Here is an 18,353-nt window from a genome sequence, read left to right on the forward strand (position 1 = left end):
ATGAGCCAGACTGCAAACCAGAAAGCCAAGCGGATTCCGCTGGGCAAGGATGCGTCCACCAAGCGTCGTCTCTCGAAGACGCGTCGTCACTTCCGTCTCCGCAAGAAGGTCTCCGGCACGCCCGAGCGTCCCCGCTTGGTCGTCAACCGGTCCTCGCGCCACATCCACGTCCAGCTCGTGGACGACCTGGCCGGCCACACCCTGGCCTCCGCGTCGACCATCGAAGCAGACGTGCGCGTGGCAGAAGGCGACAAGAAGGCTGCGAGCGCGAAGGTCGGTCAGCTGATCGCCGAGCGCGCCAAGGCTGCCGGCGTGGAAGCAGTTGTCTTCGACCACGGCGGACACGGCTACCACGGTCGCATCGCGGCCCTGGCAGACGCGGCTCGCGAAGGCGGGTTGAAGTTCTGATGACCAACATTTTCAACGGAAGGACAGCCTGATGCCGGGACGTCAAAGGCGTGACGGCGGAAGCGGACCCGCCGGACAGAATGGCCCCAACAGCGGTGACAACAGCAACGCTCGTGGGGACAACCGTGGTGGCGGCCGTGACCGTCGCGACGGTGGCCGTGGCGGAAACGCTGCGGAGAAGTCACAGTTCATCGAGCGCGTTGTCACGATCAACCGCGTTTCCAAGGTCGTCAAGGGTGGTCGTCGCTTCAGCTTCACCGCTCTGGTGATCGTCGGAGACGGCAACGGACTGGTCGGCGTCGGCTACGGAAAGGCCAAGGAAGTTCCCGCGGCCATCCAGAAGGGTGTCGAGGAGGCTCGCAAGAGCTTCTTCCGCGTCCCGATGATCGCCAACACCATCACTCACCCCGTTCAGGGTGAGGCTGCTGCCGGCATCGTCATGCTTCGCCCGGCAAGCCCCGGTACCGGTGTTATCGCCGGTGGCGCTGTGCGCGCCGTGCTGGAGTGCGCTGGTATCGCGGACATCCTGTCGAAGTCGCTCGGTAGCGACAACGCCATCAACGTCGTGCATGCGACCGTTGCTGCGCTCAAGGGTCTGCAGCGTCCCGAGGAAGTTGCGGCTCGCCGCGGCCTCACCCTCGAAGAGGTTGCACCCGCCGGCATGCTTCGCGCTCGCGCACAGGCTGCTGGGAGTGTGAAGTAATGGCAGATCTCAAGGTCACTCAGATCAAGAGCATCATCGGGACCAAGCAGAACCAGAAGGATTCTCTGCGCACGCTGGGTCTCAAGGGCATCCGTCAGACCGTTGTTCGTGAGGACAACGCACAGAACCGCGGTCTGATCAACGTGGTGCGCCACCTCGTAACAGTTGAGGAGGTCTAACCATGACCATCAAACTGCACCACCTGCGCCCCGCTCCGGGATCCAAGTCCAACAAGATTCGTGTTGGACGCGGTGAGGGCGGCAAGCGTGGTAAGACCGCAGGTCGCGGTACCAAGGGCACCAAGGCACGTAACACCGTGCGCGTGGGCTTCGAGGGTGGACAGATGCCGCTTCACATGCGTCTGCCCAAGCTCAAGGGCTTCACGAACCCGTTCCGCGTCGAGTACCAGGTCGTCAATGTCGGCGACATCGCCCGTCTGTTCCCCGAAGGTGGAGCAATCACGGTCGAGGATCTCGTCGCCAAGGGCGCAGTCCGCAAGAACCAGCTCGTCAAGGTTCTGGGCGACGGCGAACTGACAGTTGCCGTTCAGGTGACCGTCGACAAGTTCACCGGTTCCGCCAAGGAAAAGATTGCTGCTGCCGGTGGTTCCGCCACCGAGCTGTGAGTGATCACGCGTAGCTAGTCCGATGGCCGCAGCGCAGCGTTTGCTGCGGTGCGGCCATCGGCGTCTACGAGGTCGTGTCACAGGTACGAGGTCGTGTCACAGATTGGTCGTGCATGCTCGGACGGGCCAGTATTCTGGTCACCGAGTGGCAAATGTATCTTCGGCTTACCCGGTTTTCGTGGTCTGCCCGCCTAGTTCCCAAATGCTCACTGTTAGAGTTCAAAAGTTCGACAGGTCAAAACGATCTGTCTCCCTACCGTCGTGCCAGGAGGATCTTTGCTTTCCGCCTTCGTCTCGGCCCTCAGGACCCCAGACCTGAGGCGGAAGATCCTCTTCACCCTCGGCTTGGTGGCTCTGTATCGGGTCGGCGCTCTCATCCCGTCCCCAGGTGTCGACTACGGCCGTGTGCGTCAGTGCATCGATATCGCCAACTCCGGTGACTCAGCAGGTATCTACTCGCTGATCAACCTGTTCTCCGGCGGCGCTCTGCTGCAGATGTCGATCTTTGCGATCGGCATCATGCCGTACATCACGGCGAGCATCATCGTGCAGCTCCTGACCGTGGTGATTCCGAAGTTCGAGGAACTTCGGAAAGAAGGCCAGTCCGGCCAGGCCAAGATGACGCAGTACACGCGTTACCTGTCCATTGCTCTGGCAATCCTGCAGTCGACCGGCATCGTCGCTCTTGCGGCACGCGGACAGTTGCTCCAGGGCTGTGACGACATCATCGCCGACAAGTCGATCTTCGGTCTTGTCATCATCGTGCTGGTCATGACTGCCGGTGCTGCCATGGTCATGTGGTTCGGCGAGGTCATCACCGAACGTGGCGTCGGCAACGGTATGTCCCTCCTCATCTTCGCCGGTATCGCATCGCGTATCCCGAGCGAGGGCAAGGCAATCCTCGACAGCCGTGGTCCGCTGGTCTTCGCCTTCGTCTGCCTCGCAGCGCTGCTGATCATCGCCGGTGTCGTCTTCGTCGAGCAGGGTCAGCGTCGTATCCCGGTGCAGTACGCGAAGCGGATGGTCGGACGCAAGATGTACGGCGGATCCTCGACGTACCTGCCTCTGAAGGTGAACCAGGCCGGCGTCATCCCGGTGATCTTCGCGTCTTCACTGCTGTACCTCCCGAACTTGATTGCACAGCTGACTTCGGCCAGTACAGCGGTCGACCCCAGTTGGTGGCAGCGCCTCATCAACACCTACCTGGTGAACCCGGCCAACCCGGTGTACATCGCGATCTACTTCGGCCTGATCGTCTTCTTCACGTACTTCTACGTCGCCATCACCTTCAATCCCGAAGAGCGCGCCGACGAGATGAAGAAGTTCGGCGGCTTCATCCCCGGTATCCGACCCGGTCAGCCGACCGCGGACTACCTCAACTACGTGCTGAGTCGCATCACCCTTCCGGGTGCGATTTACCTCGGCACCATTGCTGTTCTGCCCAACCTGTTCCTCGACATCGGGAACGGCGGCGGCGCGCAGAACCTGCCGTTCGGTGGCACCGCGGTGCTGATCATGGTCAGCGTCGGCCTGGACACCGTGAAGCAGATCGAGAGTCAGCTAATGCAGCGTAACTATGAAGGGTTCCTCAAGTGAGACTTGTCCTCCTTGGTCCTCCCGGTGCCGGCAAGGGCACCCAGGCCGCTATCTTGTCCGAGAAGTTCGGCGTTCCCCATATCTCCACGGGTGATCTCTTCCGCGCGAACATCGGTCAGGCCACCGCTCTCGGTGTGGAAGCAAAGAAGTACATCGACGCCGGCGAACTCGTACCGAGCTCGATCACCAACGACATGGTGAAGGCTCGCGTCGCAGAACCGGACGCAGCAAACGGTTTCCTTCTCGACGGATTTCCGCGCTCGGTCGAACAGGCTCAGGCACTCGAGGGAATCTTGAAGGATCTCGACACCAAGCTCGACGGTGTCCTCTCCTTCGTCGTCGACGAGGACATCGTGGTCGAGCGTATGCTCGCCCGTGGTCGTGCAGACGACACCGAGGACGTCATTCGCAACCGACTCCGGGTCTACCGCGACGAGACGTCACCGCTGTTCGATTACTACAAGGACAGCATCGTCTCCGTCGACGCGATCGGCGAGGTCGAAGAGGTCAACGCTCGCGCACTGGCAGCGTTGGGTAAGTAATGGTCTTCGGGCGCAAACGCAAGGTTGTTCCGTTCCGCTCCGCGGGCGAACTCGACGCGATGGCTGCTGCCGGCGCGATCGTGGGTTCGGCTCTGGTGGCGGTTCGCGCTGCGGCGAAGCCCGGTGTCAGCACTTTGGAATTGAACGCGGTCGCTGAATCCGTCATTCGTGACGCCGGCGCCGTGCCCTCGTTCCTCGGGTACCACGGCTTCACCGGCTCGATCTGCTCTTCGGTCAACGATCGCGTCGTTCACGGAATCCCTTCAGCTCAGGACATCCTGGCTGAAGGCGACCTGGTTTCCATCGACTGTGGCGCGATCCTCGACGGATGGCACGGTGACTCCGCTTGGACGTTCGGTGTCGGTGAGATCAGCGTCGCCGATCAGGAGCTCAGCGAAGCCACTCGGCTTTCTATGGAAGCCGGGATCGCGGCAATGATCGCCGGCAACCGTCTGACGGATGTTTCGCACGCGATCGAGGTCGGTACTCATGCCGCCGAGAAGTTGCACGGTCGTTCCTACGGCATCGTCGACGGATACGGCGGACACGGAATCGGCCGGGAAATGCACATGGATCCGTTCCTCGCCAATGAAGGTGCCCCGGGTAAGGGTCCTGAACTGGTTGTCGGATCGTGCCTGGCGATTGAGCCGATGCTCACGCTCGGCACCACCGACACGGTGATTCTCGACGACGACTGGACCGTTGTGACGACCGACGGGTCCCGTGCGGCGCACTGGGAACACACTGTCGCAGTGACCGAAGACGGTCCGCGGATTCTGACACTCCGGCCGGAGTAGTCGACACAGTCGCTGACAAGTGTTGGCAGCGAGCATGTTTCACGTTCGAGAAGTCCCAGCCTCATTTCGAGGCTGGGACTTTTTCGATGGGGGAGCGGTGTGCGTCGTCACCCTGACCGGAGGCGCATTTGGCCTGGTCGTTTACATCGCGTAACATGGCTAGGCGGTGCGCTATGCGCGTCGATAGTTCGTGTGCCTACGCTCGGATCACTCCGGGATCGGGCTTTCGAACTGCCGACGATCTTTCCATTGCGTGCCAATGTAACGGAAGCCGATGCACGAAGCATGCCAAACCAAACGGATCGCGGAGGATATGGCTAAGAAAGACGGGGCCATCGAGGTCGAAGGACGAGTAGTCGAGCCGCTGCCCAATGCGATGTTCCGCATTGAGCTCGAGAATGGCCACAAGGTCCTCGCCCACATCAGCGGAAAGATGCGTCAGCACTACATTCGCATCCTCCCGGAAGATCGCGTTGTCGTAGAGCTCTCGCCCTACGATTTGTCGCGCGGACGCATCGTTTACCGCTACAAGTAACGAACTTCCCGGACCTGACCTGGGTCAGGGAGAAGTATGTCTGCTGCGGTTCATCGCGGCAGGCTGCGACAAAACAGGAGATCAGAAGACGTGAAGGTTCAGCCGAGCGTCAAGAAGATCTGCGAGAAGTGCAAAGTGATTCGCCGTAACGGTCGAGTCATGGTGATCTGCGAGAACCTGCGTCACAAGCAGCGTCAGGGCTAGATCTAGCTTTTCGAAGATCTGCTTGGCAACAAGCAAAGAAGACCTCCCAGTACCAGCCATTGTTGACGAGACCCCACGCGATCGTTCACCGATCGCCAAGGTCGGACAATGGTTCACCCCCGGCACGGAGGCCGGGGCCCCACTGAGTTAGTTGATGAGATCATCTGCGCCTTCGGGCGTCGGTACTCGGCAAGAGGCACAGGGGAAGGGCTGGGAGCAGACCTCCGCACACCGATAAGGAAATGCCACCATGGCACGTCTCTCTGGTGTTGATCTTCCTCGCGAAAAGCGCATGGAGATCGCACTGACATACATCTACGGCATCGGCCGTACCCGCTCCAAGGAAATCCTTGACGCCACCGGCGTCAGCCCGGATCTCCGGAGCAAGGACCTCTCGGACGAGGACCTGGCAAAGCTCCGCGAGTACATCGAGGAGTCGCTCAAGGTCGAGGGTGACCTTCGCCGCGAGGTTCAGGCCGACATCCGTCGCAAGATCGAGATCGGCTGCTACCAGGGCCTGCGCCACCGTCGTGGTCTGCCCGTGCGTGGTCAGCGCACCAAGACCAACGCCCGTACCCGTAAGGGTCCGAAGCGCACCATTGCCGGCAAGAAGAAGGCGAAGTAATGCCCCCGAAGTCACGTAGCACCGGTCCGAAGAAGACCCAGAAGACGCGTCGCAGGGATAAGAAGAACATCCCGCACGGCGCCGCTCATATCAAGAGCACCTTCAACAACACCATCGTGTCCATCACGGACCCCGCCGGAAATGTCATTTCCTGGGCGTCTTCGGGACACGTCGGCTTCAAGGGTTCGCGTAAGTCGACTCCCTTCGCCGCTCAGCTTGCTGCTGAGAGCGCTGCCCGTAAGGCGCAGGAGCACGGTGTCAAGAAGGTTGACGTCTTCGTCAAGGGACCGGGATCCGGTCGCGAGACCGCAATCCGTTCCCTCCAGGCCGCTGGCCTCGAGGTCGGCACCATTTCCGATGTAACCCCCCAGCCGCACAACGGCTGCCGTCCGCCCAAGCGGCGTCGGGTATAGCGGGAAGGATAGGTAGAAGAAAATGGCACGTTATACCGGACCCATCACCCGCAAGTCGCGTCGTCTGCGCGTCGACCTCGTTGGAGGCGACCAGGCATTCGAGCGTCGCCCGTACCCGCCCGGACAGCACGGCCGCGCGCGTATCAAGGAGAGCGAGTACCTGCTCCAGCTGCAGGAGAAGCAGAAGGCTCGCTTCACCTACGGCGTCATGGAGAAGCAGTTCCGCCTGTACTACAAGGAGGCGAACAACCGCCCCGGCAAGACCGGCGAGAACCTGCTTCGCATCCTCGAGTCGCGTCTCGACAACGTCGTGTACCGCGCAGGCCTCGCTCGCACGCGCCGTCAGGCACGTCAGCTGGTCACGCACGGTCACCTTCTCGTGAACAACAAGAAGGTCGACATCCCGAGCTACCGCGTCTCGCAGTACGACATCATCGATGTCAAGGAGAAGTCGCTCTCCACGCTTCCGTTCCAGGTTGCGCGTGAGACCGTCGGCGATCGCCCGGTTCCCGGGTGGCTGCAGGTTGTCGGCTCGCGTCTGCGGATCCTGGTTCACCAGCTTCCCGAGCGCGCGCAGATCGACATCGCTCTGCAGGAACAGCTCATCGTCGAGTACTACTCGAAGTAAGGCGCTTCGCACCCCGTGAGTGGTTGAGGAGTCTCCGGACTCCTCAACCACTCACAGGGCCGCAGGCCCTTTCCCATCGTGGGCGTCAAATAGTGGACGTCCGTACAGGAGGAAATACCAATGCTCATTTCTCAGCGACCCACGCTGACCGAAGAGGTCATCGCTGATAACCGCTCGAAGTTCGTCATCGAGCCCCTGGAGCCAGGTTTCGGGTACACGCTCGGCAATTCGCTGCGCCGCACGCTGCTCTCGTCGATCCCCGGCGCTGCTGTCACCAGCATCCGTATCGACGGCGTTCTCCACGAGTTCACCACCGTCCCGGGCGTGAAGGAAGATGTCACCGACATCATCCTGAACCTCAAGGGCCTCGTCGTGAACTCCGAAGAGGACGAGCCGGTCACCATGTACGTCCGCAAGCAGGGCCCCGGCGCTGTTACTGCGGGCGACATCGTGCCCCCGGCAGGCGTCACCGTGAACAACCCTGATCTGCACATCGCCACCCTGAACGACAAGGGAAAGCTGGAGATCGAGCTCGTAGTCGAGCGCGGTCGTGGCTATGTCCCCGCCGTTCAGAACAAGGCGTCCGGCGCAGAGATCGGCCGTATCCCGGTCGACTCGATCTACTCGCCGGTGCTCAAGGTCACCTACAAGGTGGAGGCCACTCGCGTCGAACAGCGCACCGACTTCGATCGGCTCGTTCTCGACGTGGAAACGAAGAACTCCATCACCGCACGGGACGCGCTCGCTTCGGCGGGCAAGACCCTGGTTGAGCTCTTCGGCCTGGCCCGTGAGCTGAACGTCGAAGCAGAAGGAATCGAGATCGGACCCTCGCCTGCCGAGGCCGATCACATCGCTTCCTTCGGACTCCCCATCGAGGATCTGGACCTCACGGTCCGCTCCTACAACTGCCTCAAGCGCGAAGGTGTTCACACCGTCGGTGAGCTTGTCGGCCGTACCGAGTCCGATCTGCTCGACATCCGCAACTTCGGACAGAAGTCCATCGACGAGGTCAAGGTCAAGCTGCATTCGCTCGGCCTGTCCCTCAAGGACAGCCCCGCATCCTTCGATCCCACCACCGTTGCCGGCTACGACGCCGCCACCGGAACGTGGAGTGACACTGATGCCGGTTCCTTCGGCGATGCCGAAGGTACCGAGGACTACGCCGAGACCGAACAGCTGTAGCAGCTCAGGTCCTTTACTAGGAGATCATCATGCCCAAGCCCAAGAAGGGTGCCCGCTTCGGCGGGTCGGCTTCCCACCAGAAGGCGATTTTCGCCAATCTGGCTACCGCGCTCTTCGAGCACGGTCGCATCACCACCACCGAGTCCAAGGCCAAGGCATTGCGCCCCTACGCCGAGAAGCTCGTCACGCACGCAAAGGCCGGCACGCTGGCTCACCGTCGTGAGGTGCTGAAGGTCATCCGCAACAAGGATGTCGTTCACACCCTGTTCGCCGAGATCGGCCCGTTCTACGCGGACCGTAACGGTGGATACACCCGCATCATCAAGACGATCCCCCGCAAGGGTGATAACGCTCCGATGGCAATCATCGAGCTCGTCAAGGAAAAGACCGTCACCTCCGAGGCTGACCGCGCTCGTCGCGTCAAGTCCTCGCAGGAAGCTCCCGCCGCAGAGAACGTCGTCGAGGCCGTAGAGGCCGACGCGACCGAGGCTGAGGTCGAGAACGCTGACGCAGTCGTCGAGGCCATCGAGAACGAGACCGCAACTGCGGCCGACGCTCCCGAGGCCGAAGAGGCCAAGAAGGACTAGTCTCCCTTGGTTTCGGCACACGCTGAATCGAACGAGCCCGCCGCCCCCATCGGGGACGGCGGGCTCGTTCGATTGCGGCTCGACATCTCCTACGACGGCACCGACTTCTCGGGTTGGGCCCGCCAGACCGATCTGCGCACCGTGTGCGGTGAGATCGAAGACAAGTTGGGAACGGTGCTTCGACGCCCGGTTCAGTTGACCGTTGCCGGTCGAACCGACGCCGGTGTCCACGCCACCGGTCAGGTAGCGCACGTCGACGTTCCGGGAGAGTTGCTCCCGGACGATCCGTCTCGACTCGTGCGCAGACTTGCACGATTTCTGCCCAAGGACGTTCGGGTCAAACAGATATCGGTGGTTCCGGGTGACTTCGATGCGCGCTTCTCCGCGATGCGACGTTATTACGAGTACCGGGTGACCAACGCGGCGTTCGGAGTGGAACCACTACGCGCACGCGACACCGTCTCGTATCCCAAACCACTCGATCTCGGAGCGATGCAGGAAGCGTCGAATCGGCTGCTGGGTCTGCACAACTTCGCGGCATTCTGCAAGCGTCGAGAAGGCGCTACGACGGTGCGGGAGCTGCAGCGTTTCGACTGGACCCAAGAGGGCACGGTGTTCACGGCGTACGTGAATGCTGACGCATTCTGCTGGTCGATGGTTCGCAGTCTCGTCGGCGCAGTCCTCTCCGTCGGTGAGGGACGGCGCACGGCCGCCTGGGTGGCAGGGTTGCTCGACGAAACGTCGCGATCCAGTTCCATCCTCGTTGCGCCGGCGCACGGACTTTCGTTGGTCCGCGTGGACTACCCCGACTACTCGGAACTGGCTGCCCGCAACGCGATTACCCGTGAGACCCGCGAGATTCCGTCTTCGGGTGGATGCTGCGGCGACTGAACATCACCATGCAAAATGCCCTCCCGCTCTGTGTGGGAGGGCATTCGTATCGGGGGGCTATCCCGCCAGTTGGCGCGCGATGACCAATCGCTGAATCTGGTTGGTGCCCTCGAAGATCTGCGTGATCTTGGCCTCGCGCATGTAGCGCTCGACGGGGAAGTCCTGGGTGTATCCGTACCCACCGAATACCTGAACGGCGTCGGTGGTGACCTTCATTGCCGCGTCGGTGGCCACGAGCTTGGCGACGCTCGCGTTGCGTGAATACGGAACTCCGGCGTCGCGGCGGCGGGCTGCATCGAGGTAGGTGGCTCGCGCGGAGTCGACTGCGGCAGCCATGTCCGCGAGCACGAAACCGAGTCCCTGGTGATCGATGATCCGCTTGCCGAATGCCTTGCGCTCCTTCGCGTAAGCGACCGCGTCGTCGAGCGCGCCTTGAGCGATTCCGACGGCAACGGCAGCGATTCCGAGTCGGCCGGAGTCGAGAGCGCTGAAGGCAATCGGCAGCCCCTGGCCGCGCTGACCGATCAATCGCTCCTCAGGAATGAAGGCGTCGTCGTAGTTCGCGGAGGCAGTGGGGACCGCGCGTAGCCCCATCTTCTCTTCGGGTTTTCCGAAGCTGAGGCCTTCGGTGTCCTTGTCCACCAGGAGGCAGGAGACGCCGCGTGAACCGTCGTCACTGGTGCGTGCGAAGAGGTTGTAGAAGTCCGCCTTGCCGCCGTTGGTGATCCAGGCTTTCGAACCGTTGACGCGGTAGCCACCGTCGGTGGGCGTCGCCTTGCACGACAACGCGGCGGCGTCGGATCCGGCCTGCGCTTCGGAAAGGCTGTACGCGCCGATGGTGTTGCCGCCCAGCATGTCCGGTAGCCAGCGGTTCTTCTGTTCGTCGGTGCCGAAGGTGAACAGCGGGAAGCACGACAGGCTGTGCACGCTCACCGCCACTGCAACCGCTGCCCAGCGTGAGGCGATCTCTTCGAGCACTTGGAGATACACCTCGTACGGCTGATCGCCGCCGCCGAACTCCTCGGGATACGGAAGGCTCAGCAGACCCGCCTGTCCGAGTGCGGGGAACACTCCGTCTGGATACTTCTCGGCCTTCTCGTATTCGTTGACCTTGGGCGCGAGTACCTTGTCCGCGACATCACGCGTCAGTTCGATGAGATCGCGAGCTTCTTGGCTGGGCATCAGGCGTTCGACGGGCACGGTCGGCTCCTAGCTAGGTAATAGTACTGAGAACGATACTGCAGTACTGTTGTAGGTATGGCAAGGCTGGTTCACAAGACGACTGCGCGCAGGGCAGAGTTGTTCGATCAACTGGTCGAACTGTTCTTGAGCGAGGGTTTCGCCCACCTCACGCTCGACGAGATCTCAGCTCGTCTGCACTGCTCCAAGAGCACCTTGTACACCGTGGCGGCCGGCAAAGAGGATCTGGTGCGGGCTGTGACAGTGCACTTCTTCCGGGCGGCGACCGATGCAGTGGAGAGTGCAGTCGCCGCCGAAACGGCCCCGCCTCGTCGAGTCGCGGTGTATCTCGAAGCAGTGGGTGATCGGCTGTCCGCGGCGTCCAGTCAGTTCATGGAAGACCTGGCCGAATCGGTGTCGGCGAGCCAGGTCTACGAGAAGAACACGTCGATCGCTGCTGATCGTGTGCGATCGCTCATCGTCGAGGGAGTCGATTCGGGCGCATTCCGGCAGGTACACGCATCATTTGTCGCCGATGCCGCTGCGGCGACGATGGTTCGGATCCAGCAACGCGCGGTCTACCGGGCAACTGGTCTGGACGATGCCAGCGCTTATCGGGAACTGGCAGCACTTATCACGGACGGGATCACTGCGTGATCAGTCGCTAGCATCGACGTTCATGGCACCTTTGAACGTCGAAGTCATCGTAGGTTCGGTCCGCGAGGGGCGAATGGGACGAGCAGTGGCGGACTGGTTTGTCGAGCGCGCAACCGCGAACCCGTCGTGGAACGTATCGGTGATCGACCTCAGAGAGCTGTCGTTGCCCCAGGATTTCTCGGATTCACCTGCCACGGAGGTTTTCCGCCGGCGAATCGGGCGCGCCGACGCTGTTGTCGCCGTGACCTCCGAATACAACCACGGGTATCCGGCTGCTCTCAAGACCGCATTCGATTCGGTGAAACACGAGTGGCGTGCCAAGCCGATCGGATTCGTGTCCTACGGCGGGATTTCAGGTGGTGTTCGGGCCGTCGAGCAACTGAGGCAAGTGGTGGCGGAGTTGCACATGGTCTCGGTGCGTCAAAGCGTGACCATCCACCGGGTGCGTAAGCAATTCGGACACGAGCCGTACGGCGTCGATTCGATTGCGATCGATGCAAGCGAGAAGATGATTCGTGAATTGGATTGGTGGGGAAGCGGATTGCGGATGCAACGTGCAAGTGATCCCTATCCCGGCTGATCTTGGACATACGCGATCACGCCATCTGGTGAGCGTCGCCGGCTCGTGGACGGCCGATGAACGATGTCTCGGAAGCGATGGTCACCAGAGTCAGGTCGACGCGTGTACGGCCGGTTTCGACCGTGATCTTGTCACCGAGTGCGAATGGCTGGACTATCGAGATTTCAGGGTCGACCCGAGGCCATTGGCGTGGATGTCCGTACACATAGATTGCGGTCACGCCGGCACGCGGAGACAACCCCTCGACGCCGTCGAACACGACAGTGTTGAAGGCGCCCTCAGGCCCACCGCCCTGCCCGGACACGCGGAGTCGGTCAGGCACTCCCATCGAGTCGGTGAGCGCGGTCCACGCTTGCGGTCGATCGGTGTGGACGAGTACCAGTGCGCCGGTCGCGATGGCTCGAAAGATCAACTGCTGAGCCAGATAGAGTTCGCCGGCGACAAGAACGGTGTTGACGCCCGGCCCCGAAATTCTGGCCGCGACACCGTGCCCGTTTCGGTCCGAGCCGATGAGTTGGCCGCACCCGGCAAGGGGTAGAGCGAGTGAGTCGAGTGTGCCCCCGTCCATGCGAACGCCCGGCGTGATGCCGTCCAGCGCGGCCAATGCGGTTGGCAAATTGGTCAGCAATCCGTCGCGCTGGCGCCCACGTAGCGAGACCAAACCGGCCAGCGGTGCGTTCTCAGGTGGATTGCGCGTGGTGAAGCGACATGTCGCACTGACCTTCGCCTCTCCGCGTTGTCCGGTGGGTCGTAACCGAATTGTCACGGACGTCCCGACCGTTGCCACTGCCCACACTCGGGTCAGGGTCGCAGTGGTGATGAAACGGGGTTCGATCCCAAATCCGACGTTGGACACGCCAGGCAAGGGGGTACTTCGCCACGTTTCGGTGACCTCGTGGCCGGCCACTCCTCTTGTCACCTGGGCAGTGGACGACGCGATCTCCGGTGCGGTCAGGATCCGCGCCTTGCATCCCGCTGAATCGAGCACCCGGATGACACGATTGGCGGCAACAGCTATCGCGCGGCCGGCGCCCTGTTCGCCCCCGCCCCGGCGTTCGACTGCTGCACCACCCTCCAGCGCGTCGAAACGTAGTGCAAGCCAAACACTTCTGGTGGCGGTGGCTGGTAGTGGTCCGATGAGACGTTCGTAGACTTCGGTGGCAGGCGTTCCCGACGCGGCGCGGTATCCGTGACTGACGATGTCGATGCCGGTGAGTGAGATGTCGTGCTGATAGAGACAATTGGCGAGGGCTGCCGTGGGCAGAAGGTGGGAAGCGTCGAACGAATGACGGCCGATCCTGGTCAGGTAGTCGCGTGGGGGAGCGATCTCGACGACAGCGACGAGCGAAGATCCGTCCACTCGGAGCCCGATGGACTGCTCGGAGGGAGTGTGAAAACTGACGATCGTGCTGCGGTCGACGTCCTTGCGGTGCAGATAGCGAAAGTACCTGACAATCCAGGACATTACCGACCAACCGCCCACATGAAGCAGCATTGATCCGGCAACCACACAACCGATTGCCAGCGCCCAGAACCAATCGAGCCCACTGGCCATCGCGATTCCGCCCGCACCGATTCCGAAAATCTGTGCCGGCACGAACTCGCGCGTCGAAATCCTGTGTGACGACGGCCAATGCTTCAACCGCGATCGGTCCACGGTTCCTCCCCGATACCTGACCTGCGAACTACCCGAAAATTTCCGCCCCAGCGGAACTGTACTGTGTCTTCGCAAGGGGATGTAAGGCACGGGGGGAATGATGGCTGCGACACCTACCACGCGCTGGCAGGTCAACGGGTACCGATTCTTGGTCAGGCGGATGGAACATGCGCTGGTCAGACGAGACGTGCGGATGCTTCACGATCCGATGCGATCACATTCGCGCGCCTTCACCGTCGGAATAGTCCTCGCTGCACTGGGATTGGCGGGTTGCGCTGTACTCGCTCTGTTTCGGCCACAGGACAGAATCGGCGATGCAGAGATCGTCGTTGCAAAGGAATCGGGCGCGATGTTCGTCGCCATGGAGGGTACGTTTCGCCCTGTGCTGAACTTGGCCTCCGCACGACTGATTCTGGGTTCGCCAGGAAAACCGGCAATAGTCAAGGCATCCGAGGTCGAGGCGAAACCCCGGGGCGCGCTCGTCGGCATTCCCGGCGCACCGTCCGCGCTGCCGGAATCGGCCGACCCTACCAACGCCGCGTGGACGGTGTGCGATTCCGTCGGATCCGACGGGAGAAAATCGTTGACGACTTCGGTCCTGGTCGGCTCGTCCAATGTCGGCGAAAACACGACATATCTGACGAATGACCGTGCATTCCTGGTGAAGTCGGGTTCCGATCACTTTCTCGTGTACGACGGGAAGCGAGCGGAAATCGATGTGGACGATCCGGCGATCATGCGGGCTTTAGGCCTGGAAGGAGCACAGGCGCGACCGATCAGTATCGGATTCCTCAATTCGATTCCCGAAGTTCCGCGCATCGAGGCTCCGCGAATCCGCCAACTGGGATCGGCGCCCCGGTTTCCTCTGCAGAACAAGACTGTCGGCTCCGTCGTCCAGGTTTCGGTGGGTGCGGACCCGCAGTACTACGTGGTACTCGAGAACGGGATCCAGAAGATCGGTGCGGCGCTCGCCCAACTGATCTACTTCTCGGATTCGCAGGGCGCCACCGGGATCGCGAGCGTCACCCCTGATGCCATCAGTCGTATTCCCTCGGTGAGTGAGCTGGCCGTCGACTTGTTGCCGCGGGTGGTTCCGGAGATCGTCGATGATCACGGCGCACCTGTCGGCTGTCTGGAATGGGCTCCCCCACCTGCAGTCGAGGGCGGCGAAAGTAGTTCTGCAACGCTGAAACTTGTCGCTGGATTGCAGGTTCCGATCCCGGAGGGTGGCAAGTTGGTGTCCTTGGCGCAGGCGGACGGATCGGGTGACAATCTCGACAACGTCCATGTCGAACAGGGATTCGGCGGATTTGTTCAAGCGACCGGAATCGAGACGAACAGCACCAGGCACGACGGAGTGTTCTACGTAGCCGATACCGGTGTGAAGTACGGCGTACCGGACGAAACCTCCGCTCGCGCGCTCGGATTGACGCGAACGCCTGATCGCGCGCCTTGGCAGATTCTCGACCTGCTTGCATCAGGTCCCGCGCTCGAGAAGAGCAATGCACTGATAGCTCACGACGGAATCGCCCCCGATACAGCGCCGGCCGCTCCGGTGAACTGAACACTGCTGACGGTTCAGGGATCGATGTTCTGGCGTTCGGGAAGATGCCGACGAATTACTCGACGAAGAGGCATCGATGCCAACAGCGTCAGTAGGGCGAGGGTGCCGACCGTTCCGGCTCCGACGAGTGCCGTGTCGCGAGATCGGTTGTCGGGGGTCGGCGGCGTGGGTAGGGGATCGATCGACACCGACTGATGGTTGACCTTGACGCGTTCTCCTGGGGCCAATTCGCCCGTCACTGCCGCAAGTGGATCGATGACGCCGTGACCGACGTAGGGATTCCAACCCTGCGCCGGAGCGTGGGCGGTGGCTTCGATACGTTGCATGACCTGAAGCGCAGTCAGTTCCGGGTGAACCGACCGGACCAGTGCGGCGGTCGCCGCGACAAAGGGCGCAGCGAAACTGGTCCCGTTGAACGACTGTACGGCGCCGTCGGAGCCGTACACCCCGTTGGTCAGACCGGGCGACGTCGGGTGAAGTGAGGTGATTCCGGTGCCGGGCGCCGCCACGTCGACCCACGGACCGCCGAGGCTGAAGGAACTGGCGGCGCCATTGGGGTCTACCGACCCGACCGTGAGGACATAGTCGTCGTACCAAGCCGGACTGGCAATCGTCGCAACCGAGTTCCATGGATCGGCTAGGGGATCGACGGGATCCGGCGGCGGATTCTGGTTCTTGCAACCTCCGGATCCGACGTTACCTGCAGCTGCGACGACTACGACGTTCTTCGCGATCGTGGCGTATTCGATTGCAGCGCCGAGTCGTTGGTCGTTGATCCCGTCCCCGGCAGGCTTGCAGGCGACTTCGGAGATGTTGATGACGCTTGCACCCATGTCCGCAGCGTGACGGACGGCCGATGCCATGGTGTCGACGTTTCCGTACCCGGATGAGTTCTCGGCTACAGCAGGGTCTTCGCGTTGGCCGGCCACCGAGAAGGCGGCACTGGACTGCCTGATCGAAATTATCTGTGCGTCAGGCGCAGCTCCGGAGAATCCGGAACCCTCGACTTGCTGGGCGGCGATGAGACCGGCCACGACAGTTCCGTGTGCGTCACAATCGTCGGTGCCGTCGGAGGTACCGACGTAATCACCGCCGCCGTCGAGCGACGGCAGCCGGGGATGTCTGCTGACACCGGTGTCGATGACAGCAATTCGCTGTCCTGCCCCTCTGGTGATCGGCCACACAGAATCGAATCCCAGATCTCGTTGAGAACGTGGAATGTCCGCATTGTCACCACCTGCCACGGCTGGGACGCACAGGGTTCGTTGTTCGGTGGGTTGTGGAGGTGCAGGCGGACTGTCCTCCGGCAGCACGGCAGGATCGATGGGGGAGGGAACCGCGCTCGATGCGCCACCTGCCCCGGCGAGAACGCTGAAGGCAACGATCACGAGACTGGCGCAGATGTTTGTTGCACGTCGAATCACCATCGATCACCGATCGCTCAGAGGCTACGCATGAGCGCGAAGAGGCCACTGACCCAGCAGATCAGCGGAACGATTGCTGCAATCGCAGCGAGGTCCAACAGCTCGGCAGCGCGTCGCATCACGGGGCTGAATGTGTTCTGGGGGGCAAGGATTCCCAGAACCAGTGCCAGGAGGAGAACGGTCATCGTGATGGCGAAGACGACCAATGCATGGTCGCGATGGGTCCATGCCATGTCGCCCAGGAGAACGAGAATCACCGAGATGCCTGCCGCGATGAGTGGCACAGCCTGCTGTGCGCCCGCGTAGGTGCGCCCGCGAAACATCAGCACGACGGCCGTCGCGAATGCGAGAGCAAGATTCGGCCAGACGATCCCCTGACCAGGCCAGGACCACGCGAGTGCGACGGCAGCGACGAGCGCGACCACTGACGTGGCCACGATCAGCCCAGTCAGATAGCTACGCGCCCGCCCTGCCCTTTCCGCCAACTCGGTCAGCCCGGGTAGTTCGGGTTCGGGCAGTCCGTCGCGGTCGTCGTCGAGGGGATTACTCGGCGTCGGAACAGGGGGAAGCGGTAGTCGCGCGAACAACATCGACAGTCGAGCGGTGAACGTGAGAACGATCAATGCGGCGGCAATCACCGCGCCGCTGACGGTCGCGGTGCGCGCCTCGGGAAGCGTGGTAGTGACGGCAAAGGTGCCCACCGCCGCGAGAAGGACGACGAGAAGTGCTGTGAAGACAGCTAATCCGGTGCCGCACAAGCGGAAGCAGATCAGAGTTACCGCAGCGGCAGATGCCGAACCGAGAAGCAGATGAGCCGAAAGAACAGTGCCGGGCACGCAGAGTGCGCCGGAGACGAACGCCAGTGGCACCGAAGCGCATCCGAGCGTGACGGAACTTCCAGAGTCTCCGTACACCCGCGCTGCCACGACGGCGGCGACGGTGAGCACCAAAGACGTCACTCCGCCGCAGACGGCGCCGATCAGTCCCGTGTCGCCGAGGACCAGGGCGAGGGCCGCGACGAGCGCAGCGACGAGGGCGGCGGTCGAGCCGACAATGCGCGCGGTGACCGGAGTCCAGCGTCGGTAGACGTCCGCATCCGTGGCCGCGACGGTGTACATGATGTCGTCGAAGAGTGGGGGCGGGGCAGCGGTGTCCGAGGCCTCGAGTACGAGCAATTCTCCATCGCGGATTCCGTGCTCGTGCAGCGACAGCGTCGGTGCCAGCGGTGCCCTGCCGACTTTCGACAGAGTCCAGTCGACGGGCTCGAATTGTTCGGTGGTGTGGTCGAACTCGTTGAAATTGCTGTGGTTGACAATTGTGTCCACAATGCCCGGAATGACCACGGTGAGTGGAACACGAAGCGGCACCGCAAGATCCACCTGCGAATGGGCTGAAAGTACCGTCAACCTGCACAGTTCGGCAGAATGACTCGCGCCTCGTCCGTTTCCGGTGTTCGCAGCGCTGGTTGTAGTGGTGCTGGTCAAGATCTGTCCCCTCCCATGACGCGATTCCCCCTTCGCGTCACCCCAGTTCACCCGAACAATACGACATGAACT

The 18,353-nt window shown here is 62.0% G+C and carries 22 protein-coding genes; 18 read left to right on the forward strand and 4 right to left on the reverse strand.

Features of this window, described 5'->3' with window-relative positions; translation table 11 throughout:
• From rplR to truA, 15 genes are all read left to right on the forward strand, one after another.
• The gene (gene rplR, locus AC1Q6C_RS19855; RefSeq protein WP_003940996.1) at positions 1–408 is read left to right on the forward strand and encodes a 50S ribosomal protein L18; all 408 of its coding nucleotides are present in this window, start codon (positions 1–3) and stop codon (positions 406–408) included.
• A 31-nt stretch (positions 409–439) separates the two neighbouring features.
• Positions 440–1,111 carry a 30S ribosomal protein S5 gene (gene rpsE / locus AC1Q6C_RS19860; RefSeq protein WP_003940718.1) on the forward strand — a complete coding sequence of 224 codons (672 nt, stop codon included), beginning with the start codon at positions 440–442 and terminating at the stop codon, positions 1,109–1,111.
• Positions 1,111–1,290: a 50S ribosomal protein L30 gene (rpmD, locus tag AC1Q6C_RS19865; RefSeq protein WP_003940751.1), complete on the forward strand. Its 180-nt coding sequence runs from the start codon at positions 1,111–1,113 to the stop codon at positions 1,288–1,290. The genes rpsE and rpmD overlap by 1 nt, the downstream gene beginning before the upstream one ends.
• Before the next feature lie 2 nt (positions 1,291–1,292).
• Positions 1,293–1,736 (forward strand): 50S ribosomal protein L15, encoded by a 444-nt coding sequence (gene rplO / locus AC1Q6C_RS19870; RefSeq protein ID WP_003940829.1) that lies wholly within the window; start codon positions 1,293–1,295, stop codon positions 1,734–1,736.
• Positions 1,737–2,012: 276 nt separating this feature from the next.
• Positions 2,013–3,332 carry a preprotein translocase subunit SecY gene (secY, locus tag AC1Q6C_RS19875; RefSeq protein ID WP_003940773.1) on the forward strand — a complete coding sequence of 440 codons (1,320 nt, stop codon included), beginning with the start codon at positions 2,013–2,015 and terminating at the stop codon, positions 3,330–3,332.
• Positions 3,329–3,874 carry an adenylate kinase gene (locus AC1Q6C_RS19880; RefSeq protein ID WP_003940868.1) on the forward strand — a complete coding sequence of 182 codons (546 nt, stop codon included), beginning with the start codon at positions 3,329–3,331 and terminating at the stop codon, positions 3,872–3,874. The genes secY and AC1Q6C_RS19880 overlap by 4 nt, the downstream gene beginning before the upstream one ends.
• Positions 3,874–4,671, forward strand: coding sequence for a type I methionyl aminopeptidase (map, locus tag AC1Q6C_RS19885; RefSeq protein WP_003940806.1), 798 nt, complete (start codon positions 3,874–3,876; stop codon positions 4,669–4,671). The genes AC1Q6C_RS19880 and map overlap by 1 nt, the downstream gene beginning before the upstream one ends.
• 313 nt (positions 4,672–4,984) lie before the next feature.
• Entirely contained in the window at positions 4,985–5,206 is a 222-nt protein-coding gene (infA, locus tag AC1Q6C_RS19890) for a translation initiation factor IF-1 (protein WP_003418601.1), read from the forward strand.
• A gap of 90 nt (positions 5,207–5,296) precedes the next feature.
• Positions 5,297–5,410: a 50S ribosomal protein L36 gene (gene rpmJ, locus AC1Q6C_RS19895; RefSeq protein WP_003938068.1), complete on the forward strand. Its 114-nt coding sequence runs from the start codon at positions 5,297–5,299 to the stop codon at positions 5,408–5,410.
• Positions 5,411–5,660: 250 nt separating this feature from the next.
• On the forward strand, positions 5,661–6,035 hold the full coding sequence (rpsM, locus tag AC1Q6C_RS19900) for a 30S ribosomal protein S13 (protein WP_003940834.1): 375 nt from the start codon (positions 5,661–5,663) through the stop codon (positions 6,033–6,035).
• A complete protein-coding gene (gene rpsK, locus AC1Q6C_RS19905; RefSeq protein WP_003940683.1) occupies positions 6,035–6,448 on the forward strand; it encodes a 30S ribosomal protein S11 in 414 nt (137 codons plus the stop codon). Before rpsM ends, rpsK begins: the two co-directional genes overlap by 1 nt.
• Before the next feature lie 22 nt (positions 6,449–6,470).
• Positions 6,471–7,076: a 30S ribosomal protein S4 gene (gene rpsD / locus AC1Q6C_RS19910; protein ID WP_003940769.1), complete on the forward strand. Its 606-nt coding sequence runs from the start codon at positions 6,471–6,473 to the stop codon at positions 7,074–7,076.
• 120 nt (positions 7,077–7,196) lie between these two features.
• Entirely contained in the window at positions 7,197–8,258 is a 1,062-nt protein-coding gene (locus AC1Q6C_RS19915; protein WP_003941016.1) for a DNA-directed RNA polymerase subunit alpha, read from the forward strand.
• 29 nt (positions 8,259–8,287) lie between these two features.
• A complete protein-coding gene (gene rplQ, locus AC1Q6C_RS19920) occupies positions 8,288–8,845 on the forward strand; it encodes a 50S ribosomal protein L17 (RefSeq protein ID WP_003940748.1) in 558 nt (185 codons plus the stop codon).
• A 6-nt stretch (positions 8,846–8,851) separates the two neighbouring features.
• The gene (gene truA / locus AC1Q6C_RS19925) at positions 8,852–9,736 is read left to right on the forward strand and encodes a tRNA pseudouridine(38-40) synthase TruA (protein ID WP_019747557.1); all 885 of its coding nucleotides are present in this window, start codon (positions 8,852–8,854) and stop codon (positions 9,734–9,736) included.
• A gap of 57 nt (positions 9,737–9,793) precedes the next feature.
• On the opposite strand, the gene AC1Q6C_RS19930 is transcribed toward truA, so the two are convergent.
• Positions 9,794–10,936, reverse strand: a complete 1,143-nt coding sequence (locus AC1Q6C_RS19930) for an acyl-CoA dehydrogenase family protein (RefSeq protein WP_007728582.1) — start codon at positions 10,934–10,936, stop codon at positions 9,794–9,796.
• A gap of 57 nt (positions 10,937–10,993) precedes the next feature.
• Here AC1Q6C_RS19930 and AC1Q6C_RS19935 point away from each other — a divergent pair, with 57 nt between their 5' ends.
• A complete protein-coding gene (locus AC1Q6C_RS19935; protein ID WP_007728583.1) occupies positions 10,994–11,572 on the forward strand; it encodes a TetR/AcrR family transcriptional regulator in 579 nt (192 codons plus the stop codon).
• 22 nt (positions 11,573–11,594) lie between these two features.
• Entirely contained in the window at positions 11,595–12,152 is a 558-nt protein-coding gene (locus AC1Q6C_RS19940; protein WP_003940967.1) for an NADPH-dependent FMN reductase, read from the forward strand.
• 16 nt (positions 12,153–12,168) lie between these two features.
• On the opposite strand, the gene eccE is transcribed toward AC1Q6C_RS19940, so the two are convergent.
• Positions 12,169–13,809, reverse strand: a complete 1,641-nt coding sequence (gene eccE / locus AC1Q6C_RS19945) for a type VII secretion protein EccE (RefSeq protein ID WP_054188119.1) — start codon at positions 13,807–13,809, stop codon at positions 12,169–12,171.
• 97 nt (positions 13,810–13,906) lie between these two features.
• Here eccE and eccB point away from each other — a divergent pair, with 97 nt between their 5' ends.
• Positions 13,907–15,373 (forward strand): type VII secretion protein EccB, encoded by a 1,467-nt coding sequence (gene eccB, locus AC1Q6C_RS19950; protein WP_082239041.1) that lies wholly within the window; start codon positions 13,907–13,909, stop codon positions 15,371–15,373.
• 14 nt (positions 15,374–15,387) lie between these two features.
• Here the strand turns inward: eccB and mycP are convergent, their stop codons facing one another.
• Together mycP and eccD are read right to left on the reverse strand one after the other, a co-directional pair.
• Positions 15,388–16,800: a type VII secretion-associated serine protease mycosin gene (gene mycP / locus AC1Q6C_RS19955; RefSeq protein ID WP_050655855.1), complete on the reverse strand. Its 1,413-nt coding sequence runs from the start codon at positions 16,798–16,800 to the stop codon at positions 15,388–15,390.
• A 14-nt stretch (positions 16,801–16,814) separates the two neighbouring features.
• Positions 16,815–18,281 (reverse strand): type VII secretion integral membrane protein EccD, encoded by a 1,467-nt coding sequence (gene eccD, locus AC1Q6C_RS19960; protein WP_050655863.1) that lies wholly within the window; start codon positions 18,279–18,281, stop codon positions 16,815–16,817.
• Between the last annotated feature and the right edge of the window lie 72 nt (positions 18,282–18,353).

This window comes from Rhodococcus sp. MT28 (genome assembly GCF_058792695.1).